At 57.9% G+C, this 18,563-nt stretch carries 16 protein-coding genes; 13 read left to right on the top strand and 3 right to left on the bottom strand.

The window, feature by feature from the left end; translation table 11 throughout:
* Positions 1-52 precede the first annotated feature (52 nt).
* The 3 genes from der (at position 53) to HP062_RS14485 (ending at position 3,596) form a co-directional block, all read left to right on the top strand.
* Entirely contained in the window at positions 53-1,522 is a 1,470-nt protein-coding gene (der, locus tag HP062_RS14495) for a ribosome biogenesis GTPase Der (RefSeq protein WP_010457840.1), read from the top strand.
* A gap of 146 nt (positions 1,523-1,668) precedes the next feature.
* Positions 1,669-2,817 (top strand): pyridoxal phosphate-dependent aminotransferase, encoded by a 1,149-nt coding sequence (locus HP062_RS14490; RefSeq protein WP_077749337.1) that lies wholly within the window; start codon positions 1,669-1,671, stop codon positions 2,815-2,817.
* Positions 2,805-3,596: an amidohydrolase gene (locus HP062_RS14485; RefSeq protein WP_010457836.1), complete on the top strand. Its 792-nt coding sequence runs from the start codon at positions 2,805-2,807 to the stop codon at positions 3,594-3,596. The genes HP062_RS14490 and HP062_RS14485 overlap by 13 nt, the downstream gene beginning before the upstream one ends.
* Positions 3,597-3,800: 204 nt before the next feature.
* On the opposite strand, the gene leuA is transcribed toward HP062_RS14485, so the two are convergent.
* The gene (gene leuA / locus HP062_RS14480) at positions 3,801-5,480 is read right to left on the bottom strand and encodes a 2-isopropylmalate synthase (RefSeq protein ID WP_077749336.1); all 1,680 of its coding nucleotides are present in this window, start codon (positions 5,478-5,480) and stop codon (positions 3,801-3,803) included.
* A 395-nt stretch (positions 5,481-5,875) separates the two neighbouring features.
* Between leuA and HP062_RS14475 the strand changes: the two genes are divergently transcribed.
* Positions 5,876-6,232 carry a hypothetical protein gene (locus tag HP062_RS14475; protein WP_169857881.1) on the top strand — a complete coding sequence of 119 codons (357 nt, stop codon included), beginning with the start codon at positions 5,876-5,878 and terminating at the stop codon, positions 6,230-6,232.
* A gap of 64 nt (positions 6,233-6,296) precedes the next feature.
* Here HP062_RS14475 and HP062_RS14470 read toward each other — a convergent pair whose 3' ends face one another.
* Positions 6,297-7,118 (bottom strand): peptidoglycan DD-metalloendopeptidase family protein, encoded by an 822-nt coding sequence (locus HP062_RS14470; protein ID WP_102593573.1) that lies wholly within the window; start codon positions 7,116-7,118, stop codon positions 6,297-6,299.
* 3 nt (positions 7,119-7,121) lie between these two features.
* Positions 7,122-8,501 (bottom strand): exodeoxyribonuclease VII large subunit, encoded by a 1,380-nt coding sequence (gene xseA / locus HP062_RS14465; RefSeq protein WP_172792582.1) that lies wholly within the window; start codon positions 8,499-8,501, stop codon positions 7,122-7,124.
* Between the two features lie 124 nt (positions 8,502-8,625).
* Between xseA and HP062_RS14460 the strand changes: the two genes are divergently transcribed.
* The 9 genes from HP062_RS14460 (at position 8,626) to HP062_RS14420 (ending at position 18,281) form a co-directional block, all read left to right on the top strand.
* Positions 8,626-9,393, top strand: a complete 768-nt coding sequence (locus HP062_RS14460) for a sulfite exporter TauE/SafE family protein (RefSeq protein WP_172791587.1) — start codon at positions 8,626-8,628, stop codon at positions 9,391-9,393.
* A gap of 164 nt (positions 9,394-9,557) precedes the next feature.
* A complete protein-coding gene (locus HP062_RS14455) occupies positions 9,558-10,106 on the top strand; it encodes a sugar ABC transporter ATPase (RefSeq protein WP_077749331.1) in 549 nt (182 codons plus the stop codon).
* 117 nt (positions 10,107-10,223) lie between these two features.
* Positions 10,224-11,693: an IMP dehydrogenase gene (gene guaB / locus HP062_RS14450; RefSeq protein ID WP_010457821.1), complete on the top strand. Its 1,470-nt coding sequence runs from the start codon at positions 10,224-10,226 to the stop codon at positions 11,691-11,693.
* Positions 11,694-11,791: 98 nt separating this feature from the next.
* Positions 11,792-13,369: a glutamine-hydrolyzing GMP synthase gene (gene guaA, locus HP062_RS14445; RefSeq protein ID WP_010457818.1), complete on the top strand. Its 1,578-nt coding sequence runs from the start codon at positions 11,792-11,794 to the stop codon at positions 13,367-13,369.
* 307 nt (positions 13,370-13,676) lie between these two features.
* Positions 13,677-14,885 carry a tyrosine-type recombinase/integrase gene (locus HP062_RS14440; RefSeq protein WP_172791586.1) on the top strand — a complete coding sequence of 403 codons (1,209 nt, stop codon included), beginning with the start codon at positions 13,677-13,679 and terminating at the stop codon, positions 14,883-14,885.
* A 305-nt stretch (positions 14,886-15,190) separates the two neighbouring features.
* A complete protein-coding gene (locus HP062_RS14435) occupies positions 15,191-15,436 on the top strand; it encodes an AlpA family transcriptional regulator (RefSeq protein WP_172791585.1) in 246 nt (81 codons plus the stop codon).
* Positions 15,426-16,310 carry a helicase RepA family protein gene (locus HP062_RS14430; RefSeq protein ID WP_172791584.1) on the top strand — a complete coding sequence of 295 codons (885 nt, stop codon included), beginning with the start codon at positions 15,426-15,428 and terminating at the stop codon, positions 16,308-16,310. The genes HP062_RS14435 and HP062_RS14430 overlap by 11 nt, the downstream gene beginning before the upstream one ends.
* Positions 16,297-17,193, top strand: a complete 897-nt coding sequence (gene repC, locus HP062_RS14425; protein ID WP_172791583.1) for a replication protein C, IncQ-type — start codon at positions 16,297-16,299, stop codon at positions 17,191-17,193. Before HP062_RS14430 ends, repC begins: the two co-directional genes overlap by 14 nt.
* A 716-nt stretch (positions 17,194-17,909) precedes the next feature.
* Positions 17,910-18,281, top strand: coding sequence for a CopG family transcriptional regulator (locus tag HP062_RS14420; RefSeq protein WP_172791582.1), 372 nt, complete (start codon positions 17,910-17,912; stop codon positions 18,279-18,281).
* Positions 18,282-18,563: the final 282 nt, after the last annotated feature.

Here is an 18,563-nt window from a genome sequence, read left to right as displayed (position 1 = left end):
GCTGCCTCGCAGCGGCTTTTGTATTTTCTGAAATAACGAAGTGGAGAGCCGCATGGTTCCCGTAATCGCCCTGGTGGGCCGACCGAACGTCGGCAAGTCCACCTTGTTCAACCGCCTGACCAGGACTCGCGACGCCATCGTCGGCGACTTGTCCGGTCTGACCCGTGATCGCCAATACGGTGAGGCCAAGTGGCAAGGGCGTTCCTACATTCTGGTCGACACCGGCGGTATCTCCGGTGACGAGCACGGTATGGACGAAAAAATGGCCGAGCAGTCGTTGCTGGCCATTGAAGAAGCGGATGTCGTTCTGTTCCTGGTAGATGCCAAGGCCGGTTTTACCGCCGCCGACCAGATGATCGCCGAGCATTTGCGCAAACGTAACAAGCGTTCCTACGTGGTTGCCAACAAGGTCGACAACATCGACCCTGAAATGGCCCGCGCCGAGTTCGCCCCGTTGGGCATGGGCCACGCGATTCCGATCGCCGGCGCCCACGGTCGTGGCATCACCCAGATGCTGGAAATCGCCCTGAGCGACTTCCCGAAAGACGATGACGAACAGGAAGAAGGCGAGGAAGAGATCGTTGCCGAAGGCGAGGAAGCCAAGCGCATTCCTGGCCCTAGCGAAAAAGACGGGATCAAGATCGCCATCATCGGCCGCCCGAACGTCGGCAAGTCGACCCTGGTCAATCGCATGCTCGGTGAAGACCGGGTTATCGTCTATGACGAGCCTGGTACCACTCGTGACAGCATCTACATCCCGTTCGAGCGTAACGACGAGAAGTACACGCTGATCGACACCGCCGGTGTGCGCAAGCGCGGCAAGATCCACGAAGAAGTCGAAAAGTTCTCCGTGGTCAAAACCCTGCAAGCGATCAAAGACGCCAACGTGGTGATCTTTGTGATGGACGCCCGCGAGGGCGTGGTCGATCACGATCTCAACCTGCTGGGCTTCGCCATTGAGTCGGGTCGTGCGCTGGTGATCGCGATCAACAAGTGGGACGGCATGACGCCGAGCGAGCGTGACTTCGTGAAGGTCGAGCTGCAACGTCGACTGTTCTTCGTCGACTACGCCGACATCCACTTCATCTCGGCCCTGCACGGTACGGGCGTGGGCAACCTCTATGCCTCCGTACAGAACTCGTTCAAGTCTGCGGTTACCCGCTGGCCAACCAACCGCCTGACCACGATCCTGGAAGATGCGGTCAGCGAGCACGCGCCGCCGATGGTCAACAACCGCCGGATCAAGCTGCGTTATGCCCACTTGGGTGGTGCGAACCCGCCGATCATCGTGATCCACGGTAACCAGATCGAGAAGGTGCCGAAGTCTTACGTCCGTTATCTGGAAAACACTTACCGTCGTGTCTTGAAGCTGGTCGGTACGCCGATCCGCATCGAGTTCAAGGGCGGCGAGAACCCGTTCGAAGGCAAAAAGACCACGCTGACCGACCGTCAGGTCAACAAGAAGCGTCGCATGATGTCGCACCACAAAAAGGCCGACAAAAAGCGCCGCGATAAGAAATAGAAGCAGCTTTAAGTATCAAGCTGCAAGCTTCAACTCACTGCAGAAAAGGGCTCAAGTCAGAGCCCTTTTTTGTGTCTGATGGTTTGTTGCTTGACCACTTGCAGCTTGCAGCTTGAAACTTGCAGCTCACCTGCAAGGGGCTACCGATGATCACCAGTAAGCTGCCGAATGTCGGCATCACTATCTTCACTCAGATGTCTCAGCTCGCGGCGCAAACCGGGGCGATCAACCTGTCCCAGGGGTTTCCTGATTTCGATGCGCCGCAAGCCCTGTGCGATGCGGTCGGTCGGCACATTGCCAATGGCCACAACCAATATTCACCGATGACCGGCCTGCCGGCGCTGCGTCAGCAGATTTCGGCGAAGATCGCCCGCACCTACGGCGTCAGCGTGGATGCCGACCATGAAGTGACGGTCACTCCCGGTGCCACCCAAGCGATCTTCTGTGCGATTCAAGCGGTTATCCACAGCGGCGATGAAGTGATCGTGTTCGATCCGTGCTACGACAGCTACGAGCCGTCGGTGGAGCTGGCCGGTGGGCGATGCGTGCATGTGCAACTGGGTCTGAATGATTTTTCCATCGACTTCGAGAAACTCGCCGAAGCGATTACGCCGCGCACGCGGATGATCGTGCTGAACGCTCCGCATAACCCGAGTGGCGCGCTGATCAGCCGTGCCGAGCTGGACCAGTTGGCAGCGTTGATTCGGGATCGCGACATCTACATCGTCAGTGACGAAGTCTACGAACACCTGGTCTTCGACGGCGTGCCTCACGTCAGCGTGCTGAATCACGAAGAGCTGTATCAGCGCGCCTTCGTGGTCAGTTCTTTCGGCAAGACCTATCACGTCACCGGGTGGAAAACCGGCTACGTGGTCGCACCGCCGGCGCTCACCGCCGAGCTGCGCAAGGTTCACCAGTACGTCAGTTTCTGCGGCGTGACCCCGCTGCAATACGCCTTGGCCGACTTCATGGCCGAACATCCTGAACACGTCGAAGAACTGCCGGGTTTCTACCAGGCCAAGCGCGATCTGTTCTGCGATCTGCTGGCATCGTCGCGTTTCAGCTTCAAGCGCGTGACCGGCACGTATTTTCAGTTGGTCGATTATTCGCAGATCCGCCCGGACCTCAATGACGTCGAAATGGCGCTGTGGATGACCCGTGAACATGGCGTGGCGAGCATCCCGATCTCGGTGTTCTACCAGACACCACCTGAAGGCCAGCGCCTGGTGCGCTTGTGCTTCGCCAAACGCGAGGAGACGTTGCGTGAAGCAGCGGCAAAACTATGCGTGATCTGAGTGCACTGCCCAATCTGAACGTCGCGCTGATCCAGACCACCCTGGCCTGGCACGACCGTCAGGCCAACCTGGAGCATTTCGAGCCATTGCTTGAGCAGGCTCGCGGGGCGGATCTGATCATTCTGCCGGAGATGTTCACCACCGGTTTTTCCATGGAATCGCAGACCCTCGCCGAAGCGGAAAACGGTCCGACCAGCAAATGGCTACGCGTCCAGGCGGCGAAACTTGATGCGGTGATCACCGGCAGCGTCATCGTCCAGGCCGCTGATGGCAGCCACCGCAATCGATTGTTGTGGGCGCGGCCGGACGGGGAAGTCTGGCACTACGACAAGCGTCACCTGTTCCGCATGGCCGGTGAGCACAACCACTACACACCGGGCGAGCGCCAGGTGCAGTTCGAGCTCAAGGGCTGGCGTGTGCGGCCGCTGATTTGCTACGACTTGCGATTCCCGGTCTGGAGTCGCGATGCACAAGACACTGACTTGCTGCTCTACACCGCCAACTGGCCCGGCGCGCGTCGTCAGCATTGGAACCGTTTGCTGCCAGCGCGGGCGATTGAAAACCTGTGCTACGTGGCGGCGGTCAATCGCATCGGTACCGACGGCAAAGGCTTTGCTTACACCGGTGATAGCCAGGTGCTGGATTTCCAGGGTGAGACATTGCTCAGTGCCGGCGAAGCCGATGGTGTGTTTCAGGTAGTACTGAATGCGGCGGATCTGCAAGCCTATCGCACACGGTTTCCGGCGAATCTCGATGCAGATACGTTCGAGTTCACCTGATATCTCGGCAGCCTGAGCCGGCCTTATCGCGAGCAGGCTCACTCCCACAGTGGATCGCGTGAATAGAGATTTTGTGTGCACCCGAAGCCTCCTGTGGGAGTGAGCCTGCTCGCGAAGAGGCCATGACAGGCACCCTAAAAATGCCAGGCAAACAAAAAGGCCCCGAGGTTTTCACCTCGGGGCCTTTTGCATTGCCGCGAACGCTTACGCCGCTTTCGCTTCCGGCTGGCTCAGGGAGCGGTTCAGCGCGCTGAACAGGGCCTTGAAGCTCGCGGTGGTGATGTTTTCATCGATACCGACGCCATGCACCGCACGTTCACCGTTCACACGCAGTTCGATGTAAGCCGCTGCCTTGGCATTGGTGCCCGCGCCGATTGCGTGTTCGTTGTAGTCCATGATTTCCACCGGGATCGGCAGGCCGGCCACCAAGGCTTCCAGCGCGCCGTTGCCCTTGCCGCGCCAGTGCAGGTTGGTTTCGCCCTGGCCTTTGCCCGAGACTTCCACTTCCACGGCACTGTGACCGTTTTCTTCCTGCAGGCGATGGCTGACCAGCGCATACGGGGTGTTGGCCTGCAAATACTCGCTGTGCAGCAACGCGTGGATCTGTTGGGCGGTCATCTCCAGGCCGAGGCGATCGGTTTCACGCTGTACCACCTGGCTGAACTCGATCTGCATGCGACGCGGCAAGCTGATGCCGTATTCCTGTTCCAGCAAGTAGGCGATACCGCCCTTGCCCGACTGGCTGTTGACGCGGATCACCGCCTCGTAGCTGCGGCCGATGTCGGCCGGGTCGATCGGCAAGTACGGCACTTCCCACAAGGCGTCCGGTTTCTGCTGGGCAAAGCCCTTGCGGATCGCATCCTGGTGGGAGCCGGAGAACGCGGTGTGAACCAGGTCGCCGACGTAGGGGTGGCGTGGGTGCACCTGGATCTGGTTGCATTCTTCAACGACTTTGCGCACGCCGTCGATGTCGGAGAAGTCCAGCTCAGGGTGAATGCCCTGGGTGTAGAGGTTCAGTGCCACGGTCACGAGATCAACGTTACCGGTACGCTCGCCGTTACCGAACAGGCAGCCTTCGACACGGTCAGCACCGGCCATAAGGCCCAGTTCGGTGGCCGCCACGCCCGTACCACGGTCGTTGTGGGTGTGCAGGCTGATGATCACGCTGTCACGACGGTTGATGTGACGGCCGAACCATTCGATCTGGTCGGCATAGATGTTCGGGGTCGCGCATTCGACGGTGGCCGGCAGGTTGAGGATCACCTTGTGCTCAGGCGTCGGGTTCCAGACTTCGATGACCGCGTCACAGACTTCCTTGGCGAACTCCAATTCGGTCGCGCTGAAGGTTTCCGGCGAGTATTCGAAGGTCCACTGGGTGTCCGGTTGCTGGGCGGCATATTTGACGAACAGCTTGGCGGCGTTCACGGCGATGGCCTTGACACCTTCCTTGTCCTGGTTGAAGACAATGCGGCGGAAGGACGGGGAGGTCGCGTTGTACAAGTGAACGATGGCTTTCTTCGCCCCGCGCAGGGATTCGAAAGTGCGCTCGATCAGGTCTTCACGGCCCTGGGTCAGCACCTGGATGGTGGTGTCGTCCGGGATGTGGTTGCCTTCGATCAGGGTACGCACGAAGTCGAAGTCGGTTTGCGACGCGGCCGGGAACGACGCTTCGATCTCTTTCACACCGACTTGCACCAACGTCTTCCAGAAACGCAGCTTCTTGACTGCGTCCATTGGTTCGATCAGCGACTGGTTGCCGTCACGAAGGTCGGAACTGCACCAGATCGGCGCTGCGGTGATGGTCTTCGATGGCCAGGTACGGTCCGGGATGTCGATGGTCGGGAACGCGCGGTATTTCGAAGACGGGTCTTTGAGCATGCTCATCGGGAAATCCTTATTGTGTGGGCCGAAAAAAGGCGGCCTGCCGGTGGATCAATGTTCTTGGGGAAAAGCGTGGGGCGAGGCACCGCGATTCAGCCTGGCAGTCGTGCACTGACGAGGCACAGGCTGCGGTGCTGACGAAGCTGAATGAGGGTGTGAGAGGTTTTCATGCCTTCAACCCTAACCGCCGTGATTGAGGATGGCAAGCAGTCGAAAAAAATTGAGAGGAATACTCGAATAGTCGGGATTATCGAGATTTTATTGCGGTCAGACCGGGTGATTGTGTTGATGTTTGCGCGAGGTTTGAAGGGTGCGCAATTGAAAGTTGGCAGCCTTGTCTTGGTGACGGCAGCTATTCTTAAAGCCTCAACCAGACGACTGGAATGCAGGAGTCAGCGATGAACGAGTCGGATTGGAAGCTTTACAGTGCGTTGCGCCCGTTGGCCCATGAGCGGATGTGTAACCGGATCATGGACGAAGTCGAGCGCACGGTGCTGGATAGAAGCCAAGCGCCTTATGATCGAATTGAAGCGAGCGAAGAGCTGCTCAAAGCCGGGCAAAAGGAGCTGTATTGGGCATTTGGCGCTTTCAGGTTCTCACGCAATGACGCCAGCTCTCACTTGCTGGCGTTGTGTGCCCGCGAGTTGATCACGGCTGAAGAATTGGCTGGCTTCTCACAAGACACTCAAACATGGATCAGCAATTGTCTGGCGAACCGGGAGGTCCATGGTATTGAGGATCTGGACGCTGAATAAGCGGCGGCAGTGAAGGCCCTATCGCGAGCCTGATTGCGAATGGGCCAGTCGCCTCAAAGAAGATTCAGGGCTGGAAAGCACCAATAAAAATCGCCGGATCCACCCGCGCATCATTCAGGCTGACATTCCAGTGCATGTGCGGCCCGGTCGCCCGCCCGGTGGCGCCGACTTTCCCGACTACACCGCCGCGCGCCAGTTGCTGCCCCACCTTCACGTCAATCTTCGACATATGGCAGAACATGCTGATAAAGCCCTGCCCATGGTCGACGAACACCGTATTGCCATTAAAGAAGTAGTTGCCGATCAGGATCACCTTGCCCGCCGCCGGAGTCTTGATCGGTGTACCGGCGCCCACGGCGAAATCCAGGCCCGAGTGGGGATTGCGCTCTTCGCCATTAAAGAACCGGCGAACGCCGAACTTGCTCGACAGCGGCCCGTTGACTGGTTTGTCCAGTAGCAGGTTGCTCGGGGTATTCGGACTGAACGTGCGGTAGGCGGCGATTTGCTCGGCCAGTTCACCTTCGATGCGCTTAAGGTTCTCCGGGTTCGGATTGACCTGCTGCGTGTTCTTCAGGGTGATGTGCTGTTCCGGATACTTCTTGTTGCCGACCGTGAAACTCAGCGTGCGACCGCCGCTGCTGACCTGCTGCGTGCCCGGTTTAACCGTCAACGGCACGCCGACAATCGCCAGCCAATTGTTCTGTTCCTTGACCACCAGCACCGACTTGCCTTGGTAGCTGGCTTTTGGCGCCTGTGCAGAAGCACCCAGGTCCACCACGGCCACGCCCCCCGGCACCGGTTTATTCAACAGGCGGGTGATGTAGCTGTCGGCGTGGGCATTGAAGGTCAGGCATAGCAACAGCAGCGGAGCTAAAAAACGCGGCATGGATCAATCCAGTAAAGAAAGGGTGACAGGCGTCAGGTGATTGTCTTCGACCCGGACGTGCAGCTCGCCTTCGCCCAGTTTGGCTTTCAGGCGCTGACCGGTATGGGTTTGCTCGGCGCTGCGAATCGCGTTGCCGCGTTCATCCAGCAGAATGCTGTAGCCACGGGCCAGGGTCGCCAGCGGGCTGACCACTTGCAGCGTCTGCACCTGACTTTGCAATTGCAGGCGACGGGACTTGAGCCCTTCGCGCATGGCTCGCGGCAGGCGCTCGGCGAAGCTGTCGAGGCGCTGACGAAGCATTGCCGATTGCCGTCCCGGGTGTTGCCCGGCGAGGCGGGTTTCCAGACGGATCAAGCGTTCGCGACGGGTATTGAGGCTGCGTTCGAACGCGCGGCGCATGCGCATGTCCAGGTCGTCCAGACGTTGTGCTTGTTGGCGCAGACGTTCGCCAGGGTGACGCAGGCGGCGGGACATGCCTTCCAGGCGCAGCCGATCGCGCATCAAGCGGTCGCGGATGCGCATCACCAGGCGCCGGTGCAGGCTTTCGACCCGGCGCACCAGGTCGCTGGAATCCGGCGCGAGCAATTCGGCGGCGGCGGAGGGCGTCGGGGCGCGGACGTCGGCGACGAAGTCACTGATCGATACATCGGTTTCATGGCCGACGGCGCTGACAATCGGCGTCACGCACGCATCCACGGCGCGGGCCACGGCTTCTTCGTTGAAACACCAGAGGTCTTCCAGCGAACCGCCGCCACGGGCGAGGATCAGCGCATCAAAACCGCGAGCGTCCGCCAGTTTCAGCGCGCGGACGATTTGCGCAGTCGCTTCGCGTCCCTGTACGGCGGTCGGGATCAGAGTCAGTTGAACCTGCGGTGCGCGGCGGCGAAAGACGCTGATGATGTCGCGAATCACCGCGCCAGTCGGCGAACTGATAATGCCGATGCGCTGCGGATGCGCCGGCAACGGCACTTTGCGCTCGGCGCTGAACAGGCCTTCGGCGCTGAGTTTTTCCTTCAGTGCATCGAACGCCAGACGCAGCGCACCGTCACCGGCCGGCTCCACGGTGTCGAGGATCAGCTGATAGTCGCCACGCCCCTCGAACAGCGAAACCTTGCCGCGCACCTTGACCGCCAGGCCGTCCTTCAGCGCCTGGCGAACTCGTGCTGCGTTCTGCCGAAACAGCGCGCAACGAACCTGGGCGCCGCTGTCCTTGAGGGTGAAATACACGTGGCCGGACGCCGGCCGGGCGAGGTTGGAGATTTCGCCTTCGACCCAGATGTTGCTGAACACGTCTTCGAGCAACACCCGCGCGCGGCCGTTGAGCTGGCTGACAGTCAGGACTTCACGGTCCAGGCCGAGTCTTGCAAAGGGATCTTTAATCATGGGGCGCATGATAAAGGCATTCGTCGAACAATCTCCATGAGTGCGCACAAATCCCTTGTGAGAGCGGGCCTGCGCGCTCCCATAAGGAGTAAAGTCAGCCCCGGGATTCAGGGAAGACGAGGGAATGAGTGTGCTTGAGCTGTTGACCCCATGGCCATTCGGCGCCACGGATTGGCTGGTGATCGGGCTGGGCATTGCCCTGGCCTATATCGTGTTTGGTATCGCCGGATTTGGCACTGCGCTGGTGGCGGGGCCGATTCTGATTCTGTTCATGCCGCTGTCGAAGATCGTGCCGTTGCTGGTGCTGCTGGATTTTGTCGCAGCGTTTGGCAATCTGCTGCCTTCGCGGCGGGATGTGGCGAAACCCGAGTTGCTGCGGCTGCTGCCCTGCATGGCGGTGGGCTGCACGTTGGGGGTGATCTTTCTGCTGAACCTCAAATCCGATGTGTTATTGCTGTTGATGGGTCTGTTCATCAGCGCCTATGCGATTTACAGCCTGTGGGTCAAAACCCGGCCGACGCAATTGTCCGCCGGTTGGGCCGTACCGATGGGCACTGTGGGTGGGCTGTTCGGCGCGCTGTTTGGCAGTGGCGGCTTCTTATATGCGATCTATTTGAACAGCCGGTTGCCGAAAGAGGCGGCACGGGCGACCCAGAGTGCGCTGATCAGTTGCAGCACCGTGGTGCGCTTGAGCCTGTTTGCCGTCGCAGGTGCCTATGCCGAGCTACCCTTATTGATATTGGCCCTGTGTCTATTGCCGGCCATGGCCGTGGGGCTGTGGGTCGGGCGGCGATTGACCCTGAGATTGTCCCGCGAGGCGTTCGTGCGGCTGGTGACCTGGTTGGTGCTGGCGAGCGGGATTGCCTTGATCGGGCGTTATTTGAGTACTTGACCGGATTTCGTCAGGGATTAAGCTGCCGGCCGTTCCGATGCCTTCGCGGGCAAGCCTCGCTCCTACAGTCGTTCGCAAACTTTTCCGGTAGGAGCGAGGCTTGCCCGCGAAGGCGTCAGTAAGAACACCGCAGAAACATCCAATTGACGCAGTAGGCTTGCACAATGAATTCGCAAAGCATCATCGTCCCGAAAATCTCCACACTGCCGGTACACGAACCCCGGGCCCGGGCGGTCGTGCGCTGGCTGGTGCGCAAGAACATCATCAAGGAAGAGCTGACCACGTGTGGCCGTACCGGTAACCGCATGGGCCACGCCATCGCCGACGGTGCCCGCGCCGTGGTGTTGCACCCACAAGCGCTGCCGTTCGGCGAGCCGATCAATGGCCTGGAGATCATCACCAAGCGCTGCATCTACACGCCGGCCAAGGGTTTCCTGGAAGAGGCGGGTTGCGCCGAGTGCCGCAAGGAAGTCGGCGAAGCGCTGTTCGAAAGCCTGGAAGACTGGATGCCGGGGCGCACCGATAACTTCACCTGCCCGGAATGCGGGCATGAAGACGACATCAACGGCTTTCTTTTCCTGCAGGAATGCGGCTTTTCCAACCTGGGGTTCATTTTCAACAACTGGGCCGAAGCCGGGTTCAAGCAGAGCTTTATCGATGAGTTTGCCGATTGGCTGGATCAGCCCGTCAGTTGGGTGAAAGTCGAGTTGTAGGAAGCGACAATCCCCGTATATCAGTAATGCTAATAATAGAAAGAGTTTTACATTGAACACGAGGGGGTGTCTGACTATAATGGCGCGCTTCCATTTTCCCGCTCGGGAGCCCCCGCGATGCTGCGTATCAGCCAAGAAGCTCTGACATTCGACGACATTCTCCTAGTGCCCGGTTATTCCGAGGTGCTTCCTAACGAAGTCAGTCTCAAGACCCGCCTTACCCGTGGCATCGAGCTGAATATTCCTCTGGTTTCTGCCGCCATGGACACCGTCACTGAAGCCCGTCTGGCAATCGCCATGGCTCAGGAAGGTGGCATCGGTATCATCCACAAGAACATGACCATCGAGCAGCAAGCTGCCGAAGTGCGCAAGGTCAAGCGTTACGAGGCCGGCGTGGTCAAGGACCCGATCACCATCGAGGCTGAAGCCACGGTGCGTGAACTGTTCGAACTGACCCGTCTGCACAACATCTCCGGCGTTCCGGTTTTGCACAATGGCGACCTGGTCGGCATCGTCACTTCCCGTGACGTGCGTTTCGAAAATCGTCTGGAAGCCACGGTCCGCGAAGTGATGACGCCCAAAGAGCGTCTGGTCACGGTCAAGGAAGGCGCCGACAAGAACGACGTTCGCGAGCTGTTGCACAAACACCGCATCGAACGCGTGCTGATCGTCGACGACAAATTTGCCCTCAAAGGCATGATGACCGTCAACGACATCGAAAAAGCCAAGGCGTACCCGCTGGCCAGCAAGGACGATCAAGGTCGTCTGCGTGTTGGCGCAGCAGTCGGTACCGGTAAAGACACCGGTGACCGCGTCGCTGCCCTGGTCAATGCCGGCGTTGACGTGGTGGTGGTCGACACCGCACACGGTCACTCCAAAGGCGTGATCGACCGCGTTCGCTGGGTCAAACAGAATTTCCCTGAAGTGCAGGTCATCGGCGGCAACATCGCCACCGGCGCTGCTGCCAAGGCCCTGGCCGAAGCCGGCGCTGATGCGGTCAAGGTCGGTATCGGCCCTGGCTCGATCTGCACCACCCGTATCGTCGCCGGTGTCGGCGTCCCGCAAATCAGTGCCATCGCCAACGTCGCCGCTGCCCTTGAAGGCACTGGCGTTCCGTTGATCGCCGACGGCGGCATCCGTTTCTCCGGTGACCTGTCCAAGGCCATCGTAGCCGGTGCTTCCTGCGTGATGATGGGCTCGATGTTCGCCGGTACTGAAGAAGCCCCGGGCGAGATCGAACTGTTCCAGGGTCGTTCGTACAAGGCTTACCGCGGCATGGGTTCGCTGGGCGCCATGTCCCAGGCCCAGGGTTCCTCCGACCGTTACTTCCAGGACTCCTCCGCGGGTGCCGAGAAGCTGGTTCCGGAAGGCATCGAAGGGCGTGTTCCTTACAAGGGCAGCCTGAGCGCCATCATCCATCAACTGATGGGCGGCCTGCGTTCCTCGATGGGTTACACCGGCAGTGCCGACATCGAAGAAATGCGCACCAAGCCTGAGTTCGTGCGGATCACCGGCGCTGGCATGGCCGAGTCCCACGTCCACGACGTACAGATCACCAAAGAAGCGCCAAACTACCGCGTAGGTTGAGGCTTCAAGCAAAACGTTAAGTAACCGGGGCTGTTTTATTCAGCCCCGAGTTGTTTCTGAATCACGACTGTTTCTGAATTACTAGACGAGACTGAATCATGGCCCTCGACATTCACGCTCACCGCATCCTGATCCTCGATTTCGGTTCCCAGTACACCCAGCTGATTGCCCGCCGCGTGCGCGAAATCGGCGTGTACTGCGAACTGCATCCGTTCGATATGGATGAAGACGCGATTCGCGAATTCGCTCCAAAAGGCGTCATTCTCGCCGGCGGCCCCGAGTCCGTGCACGAAGCCGACAGCCCCCGCTGCCCGCAGGCGGTGTTCGACCTGGGCGTTCCGGTCTTCGGTATCTGCTACGGCATGCAGACCATGGCTGAACAGCTGGGTGGCAAGGTGGAAGGTTCCGAACTGCGTGAGTTCGGTTATGCCCGTGTCGACGTGGTCGGCAAGAGCCGCCTGCTCGACGGCATCGAAGACCACATCGACGCTGACGGCCTGTTCGGTCTCGACGTGTGGATGAGCCATGGTGACAAGGTCACCAAGATGCCGCAGGAATTCCACATCCTGGCCAGCACCCCGAGCTGCCCGATTGCCGGCATGTTCGACGATGCTCGTGGCTACTACGGCGTGCAGTTCCACCCGGAAGTGACCCACACCAAGCAGGGCGGTCGCATCCTGTCGCGCTTCATCCTCGACATCTGCGGCTGCGAAGCCCTGTGGACGCCGTCGAAGATTGCGGAAGACGCCATCGCCAATATCCGCGCCCAGGTCGGCACTGACAACGTGCTGCTCGGCCTGTCCGGCGGCGTTGACTCCTCGGTGGTTGCCGCGCTGCTGCACAAAGCCATCGGCGACCAGCTGACCTGCGTCTTCGTCGACAACGGCCTGCTGCGTCTGCACGAAGGTGAGCAAGTGATGGCCATGTTCGCCGAGAACATGGGCGTCAAGGTGATCCGCGCCAACGCTGAAGACCAGTTCCTGAACAACCTGGCCGGCGAGTCCGACCCGGAGAAGAAGCGCAAGATCATCGGCCGTACCTTCATCGACGTCTTCGATGCCCAGTCCAACAAACTGGACAACATCAAGTACCTCGCTCAAGGCACCATCTACCCGGACGTGATCGAGTCGGCTGGCGCCAAAAGCGGCAAGGCCCACGTGATCAAGTCGCACCACAACGTGGGTGGCTTGCCGGAAGAAATGAACCTCAAGCTGGTTGAACCCCTGCGCGAGCTGTTCAAGGACGAAGTCCGTCGTCTGGGCCTGGAACTCGGCCTGCCGTACGACATGGTCTACCGTCACCCGTTCCCGGGCCCGGGCCTGGGCGTGCGCATTCTCGGTGAAGTGAAGAAGGAATACGCCGACCTGCTGCGTCGCGCGGACCACATCTTCATCGAAGAACTGCGCAAAGCCGACTGGTACCACAAAGTCAGCCAGGCCTTCGTGGTGTTCCAGCCGGTGAAATCGGTTGGCGTGGTCGGTGATGGCCGTCGTTACGCCTGGGTTGTGGCCCTGCGTGCAGTGGAAACCATCGACTTCATGACCGCGCGTTGGGCTCACCTGCCTTACGAACTGCTGGAAACCGTCAGCGGCCGGATCATCAATGAAATCGAAGGCATCTCCCGCGTGACTTACGACGTGTCGAGCAAGCCGCCAGCGACGATCGAGTGGGAATGATTGGGCGTCCGGCATTGACCGGCACCATGTAGCAAGAAATACCCTGAAGCCCGCGTAATTGCGGGCTTTCGGCTTTTTGAGTCTGGCAAAATCCGGCAGTTTTGCGCATCGCCAAGCACCGTGTTTATGTGGCATGGTATGGGGCATTGACTGAGCCCAATGCCATGCTCGGTGTTTAATACCATGCCGACTACGTAGGGATGAGCATGGTATCGAATCTCATCATTCGCCCGGTTTTATTGGGTTTCCTTGCGATGTTGAGGTGATTTCTGAGCATGGTATTTTTTGAACGGAATCCGCGAGCGCCATGCTGACCGATACCAAGCTGCGTAATCTCAAACCGAAAGAAAAACTCTACAAAGTGAACGACCGCGATGGACTCTATGTGGCTGTCACAGCTGCGGGATCAATCTCGTTTCGCTACTACTACTCCATCAACGGCCGACAGGAGACCGTCACGTTCGGTCGCTACGGGGTAGGTGGTATAACGCTTGCGGAAGCCCGGGAGCGCTTGGGTGAGGCCAAGAAACTGGTTTCGGCTGGCAAGTCACCTGCCAAGGAGAAAGCCCGCGACAAGGCTCGTATCAAGGGTGCGGAGACGTTTGATGCGTGGGCCGAGAAATGGTTACGCGGGTATCAGATGGCCGATTCAACTCGTGACATGCGCCGCTCGGTTTACGAGCGTGAGCTCAAGCCGAAATTTGGTAATCAGAAACTAATAGAGATCACTCATGAGGATCTGCGTACGCTTACCGAAGCAATCGTAGAGCGAGGCGCCCCAGCAACGGCGGTGCATTCCCGTGAGATTATGCTACAGGTCTTCCGCTGGGCTATTGAGCGTGGCCAGAAGGTTGAGAACCCGGCCGATCTGGTGCGTCCTGCAAGCATTGCTAGGTTCGAGCCACGCGACCGGGCTTTGACCCCCGACGAAATCGCCTTGATGTATCAGTACATGGATCGCATAGGAACTGCATCATCGGTGCGAGCTGCGGCGAAGCTGTTGTTGCTCACTTTGGTGCGGAAAAGTGAGTTGACCAATGCGACCTGGGGCGAGATCAATTTCAGCGAAGCCCTATGGACCATTCCCAAAGAGCGTATGAAGCGGCGAAATCCCCATTTGGTGTTCTTGTCTAGGCAAGCGCTGGATATCTTCATTGCGCTGAAGACCTTTGCTGGTGGATCAGACTACGTGTTGCCCTCACGCTACGACTCAGATTTGCCCATGAGTGCAGCCACGATCAACCAAGTGCTTACTCTCACTTATCGACTTGCGCAGAAAGAAGGGAAGCCTTTGAGCAAGTTCGGGCCACATGATCTGAGGCGGACAGCAAGCACGCTGCTGCATGAAGCGGGTTACAACTCTGACTGGATTGAGAAATGCCTCGCGCATGAACAGAAGGGCGTGCGGGCCGTCTACAACAAGGCTGAATATCGCGATCAGCGCAGTGCAATGCTGCAGGATTGGGCTGACATGATTGACGAATGGACGACCAAAAAATCCCGTACAAGCGGCTGATTTTTAACTTCGTGATGCACCAAGCGCACGGGAAGCTGTAATTTTTCGTAGCGAAACGCCCACTCCGGTGGGTTTTTTTTCGTCCCGAATATCCCGTTTGCCGGACACATTTATTCTCGAAAATAGGTCGAGTGAAGCTCCTGTAAACACATCTGATTGAGAGTATTTTTTTGTCCGGAACTAGACGTTTTACGGACATTAAGTATCTGAATTGTATGATAAAAATCGATTTTTAAATGCTGGAAGGTACCGGTAATTGGGGGTAATAATCGAACTTCGATATGTGATTGATAGAGGTTTTTCGGGTGGAAAAGGAATCGGAAAAAAAGAAAACAGTCCTCATCAGTAAGAGGCAATTGTTGGCAATCATCCCGTTGTGCGAGCGCACGATCTACAACTTTGAAAAGCAGGGAAAATTTCCTCGCCGGATCGCACTCAGCAGCCGCAAGGTCGTGTGGGATTTGGCCGAAGTCGAGGAATGGATTAATTCTTGTAGGGAGTCTGGATCAGCCTCACGTCCGGGAAATGGGGGCATGAGTTATGGCAATTGATTTACTAGCAGCGTTCGAGAATGAGCCACCGGTGCTGGACTTCATATGGCCCGGATTCTTGGCGGGAACCGTTGGAGCGTTGGTAGCTCCCGGAGCTACAGGGAAGAGCTTTTGGGCGTTGGAGGCTGCAATGTCTGTTGCTTGCGGTGCGACTGTCGAAAGTAGAGCCGTGGGTGGAGACTTAGTAGGACTTGCTCCGGCGCAAGCTGGCCGGGTGATCTATCTCGCTGGAGAGGACCCAGAGCCCGCGTTGGTGGGGCGTATTCATGCCATTGGTAAACACCTGGGCCAGCAAGCACGTGAGGTCATCGCAGAGAACCTGACCATTGAGACGATCATGGGTAAACGTCTGAACGTCATGGATGATCGGCACCTTACGCGAATCATTGAGTTCAGTGGTGGTGCACGGCTTATCGTGCTGGATACTTTGAGCCGGATTCATAGCCTCGATGAAAACAGCAATGGTGATATGGCGAGGCTTGTTGCCACGCTTGAACACGTCTCGGCTAGCACTGGAGCGTCAGTTCTTTACCTGCACCATGTGAGTAAGGGTAGTGCCCGCGAAGGTCACACCGATCAGCAGCAGGCGGCCCGAGGCGCCTCTGCGCTGATCGACAACGCCCGCTGGTGTGGTTTTGTCGCCAAGATGACGGAGAAAGAAGCTGAGGGCCTAACCGACCGTGCGTTCGACAGGCGATCTATCGGCACGGAGCGTCGCCACTTCTTTGTGCGTTTTGGCGTGTCCAAACAGAACTATGCGACTGCGCAGGTTGATCGTTGGTACATGCAGCAAGGCGGTGGCGTGCTTTTGCCGGTAGAGCTGCTGGATGCCAAGGAGGATTGCGGAAAGGTGAAGCATCGTGCGCAAGCATGACTTGACGCACGCCCGACATGATCCAGCGCATTGTCTGGCCCCTGGCCTGTTCCGCAGTCTCAAACGAGGTGAGCGTAAGCGTGGCAAGCTTGACGTAGTGTATGACTACGGTGACGGCAAGCGAATCGAGTTCAGCGGCCCGGAGCCGTTGGGCGTGGACGACCTTCGCATCCTGCAAGGATTGGTGGCATTGGCCGGGCCGTCTGGTCTTGTGCTGTCACCTGAGCCCCAAACAGAAGCTGGTCGGCAACTCCGGCTTTTCCTCGAACCTAAGTGGGAGGCTGTCCAGCAAGATGCGATGGTAGTCAAGGGAAGCTACCGGGCGCTGGCCCGCGAAGTCGGCTATGCCAACATTGATGACACCAGACCAATACGTGACTGCATCGAGCGACTTTGGAAGGTATCCATCATTGTGCAGAACGGAAGGAAGCGACAGGGCTTTCGTTTGCTATCGGAGTACACCAGCGACGAGCAGGACGGCAAACTGTATGTAGCCCTAAATCCTTTGATTACTCGTGCTGTCATGGGCGGACAGCACATTCGTATAGATATGGCAGAAGTTAGGTCACTACAGACTGATCCCGCTCGCCTACTTCATCAACGACTCTGCGGCTGGGTCGACTCCGGCAAGTCGGGGCGGATAGCTCTGGATACTCTTTGTCGCTATGTCTGGCCGGAAGAAGTAATTAATGTCAACGCGATTAAAAAGCGCCGCCAGACAGCACGTAAGGCACTCGGCGAGCTTGCCGCTGTGGGCTGGAAGCTATGCGAATATTCCAAAGGCAAATGGGAGATCGGACGACCTAAGGCATTGGATAAAGGCACGCCACCCACGTTAACGGCACCCGACTCCCACGTTTTCAGCACCCAAGCCCCACGTTAATGGCATCCAGCCGATTCTTAAAGGCCCAGTAAAGGCGAGGCTCTCCGAGCAGTTTTCTAATTCCATCCAAGATTCTCTAAGAATCTCCATCCTGCGCACGAAGTGCCGCGCCTTCAGGGCGCAGCCCATCGCTTGCTGTCTTGATCGGCCTACGGCCGTCGAGCACCAAAGGGAAGGGCGGTTGGTAAGGATTTTCGTTGGCGCGAGCAAAAGGCCCGCAGAGGACGTAAAAAAGGTTTCTAGGTGTTGGCAAATGCCCAAGGCGCTCACAGCTCCGAAAATAGCTCAAAGCGCGGGCCATCGTCTCGTATTGCCCCGTCGCCGAGCCGTCCTTAAGGCTTATAGGTGACAGTTGGGTTGAGTGGGATGCCTTTCCTTTTGGTGTCATTCATCGGTGTGAAGCAACAAGGCAGTCACTCAATGCGACTTAATGCGAATTAACGCGAATTAACGCGATTCAATGCGATGGAACAAAAAACTAATGCGATTTTATGCGAATTAGTGCGACGGAGGCCTGATCAATTGGTACTGATGTTTTCGTCGCATAAAGTCGCGTAGAACTGGACGGCAAGATGTGTGTTGTACGGGTACGGGCAGGCCCGCACCCGTACAACACCGGCCTCTTATTCGCCTTCGGCTCAACGACATTTTCCTCTGTGAGGCACACATTCGCTGCCGCGTCTAAGGGCAAAAGCACAGTAATAACAGGAGCACCCATGACAGACGGCACCAAAGAAAAAGCAACGGCTCGCCGACGCGGGAAGCCCGTAGAGGTTTGGGTGACCGATGAAGAAAAGGCCACAATTACTGCTCGGGCTAAAGAGGCTGGTATGGCACGCTCGGCCTATCTACGCGCTCTCGGTTTGAATACGCCTGTAAAGTCAGTCGTTGACCTGGGCGCGGTTTCTGAATTGGCGAAGGTGAGTGGCGACCTCGGACGGGTTGCTGGTCTTTTGAAACTTTGGCTCGCACAGAAGCGTGGAGAAGGCGCGAACGCCATTGATGTTGAGAGCATAATGGTGGAGTTTCGGAGATTGCAAGTGGACATAGGAATGAAGATGGGAGCGATTGTTAAAGCTCACAAGTAAACTCATAGCTCTGAAAAGCTTTAAGATTGAGCGATCCAAAACGCCGATGTCCGGTTGGTTGCTGTCCCTTTGACTGTCTTGAGCTTGATGCCATCACCCTATTTTTCAATATATGCTATAGGTCGGGTTTAGCTCATGTGTCTCTGAGGGAGAGGGGAGGACCGAATGAGAGACCGACCACACAGTGAAGCAATGTCTGAGCAGCTACGTGCAGACCCTGCATATGCAGCTGAATTACTCAATGACGTATTGTGCGAAGGCAGCCCAGCAGAACTGGTTATT

The organism is Pseudomonas sp. B14-6 (genome assembly GCF_013260315.1).
Lineage (GTDB): Bacteria > Pseudomonadota > Gammaproteobacteria > Pseudomonadales > Pseudomonadaceae > Aquipseudomonas > Aquipseudomonas mandelii.
The sequence above is the reverse complement of the archived record's forward strand: the minus strand, read 5'-3'. Positions and strand labels throughout refer to the sequence as shown.

Coding starts and splice junctions, on each gene's coding strand:
- xseA (WP_172792582.1), bottom strand. CDS start 8,501: ATGATTAAAGATCCCTTTGCAAGACTCGGCCTGGACCGTGAAGTCCTG.
- HP062_RS14460 (WP_172791587.1), top strand. CDS start 8,626: ATGAGTGTGCTTGAGCTGTTGACCCCATGGCCATTCGGCGCCACGGAT.
- HP062_RS14420 (WP_172791582.1), top strand. CDS start 17,910: ATGACAGACGGCACCAAAGAAAAAGCAACGGCTCGCCGACGCGGGAAG.
- leuA (WP_077749336.1), bottom strand. CDS start 5,480: ATGAGCATGCTCAAAGACCCGTCTTCGAAATACCGCGCGTTCCCGACC.
- guaB (WP_010457821.1), top strand. CDS start 10,224: ATGCTGCGTATCAGCCAAGAAGCTCTGACATTCGACGACATTCTCCTA.
- HP062_RS14485 (WP_010457836.1), top strand. CDS start 2,805: ATGCGTGATCTGAGTGCACTGCCCAATCTGAACGTCGCGCTGATCCAG.
- HP062_RS14470 (WP_102593573.1), bottom strand. CDS start 7,118: ATGCCGCGTTTTTTAGCTCCGCTGCTGTTGCTATGCCTGACCTTCAAT.
- HP062_RS14455 (WP_077749331.1), top strand. CDS start 9,558: ATGAATTCGCAAAGCATCATCGTCCCGAAAATCTCCACACTGCCGGTA.
- HP062_RS14440 (WP_172791586.1), top strand. CDS start 13,677: ATGCTGACCGATACCAAGCTGCGTAATCTCAAACCGAAAGAAAAACTC.
- HP062_RS14475 (WP_169857881.1), top strand. CDS start 5,876: ATGAACGAGTCGGATTGGAAGCTTTACAGTGCGTTGCGCCCGTTGGCC.
- HP062_RS14430 (WP_172791584.1), top strand. CDS start 15,426: ATGGCAATTGATTTACTAGCAGCGTTCGAGAATGAGCCACCGGTGCTG.
- guaA (WP_010457818.1), top strand. CDS start 11,792: ATGGCCCTCGACATTCACGCTCACCGCATCCTGATCCTCGATTTCGGT.
- der (WP_010457840.1), top strand. CDS start 53: ATGGTTCCCGTAATCGCCCTGGTGGGCCGACCGAACGTCGGCAAGTCC.
- HP062_RS14490 (WP_077749337.1), top strand. CDS start 1,669: ATGATCACCAGTAAGCTGCCGAATGTCGGCATCACTATCTTCACTCAG.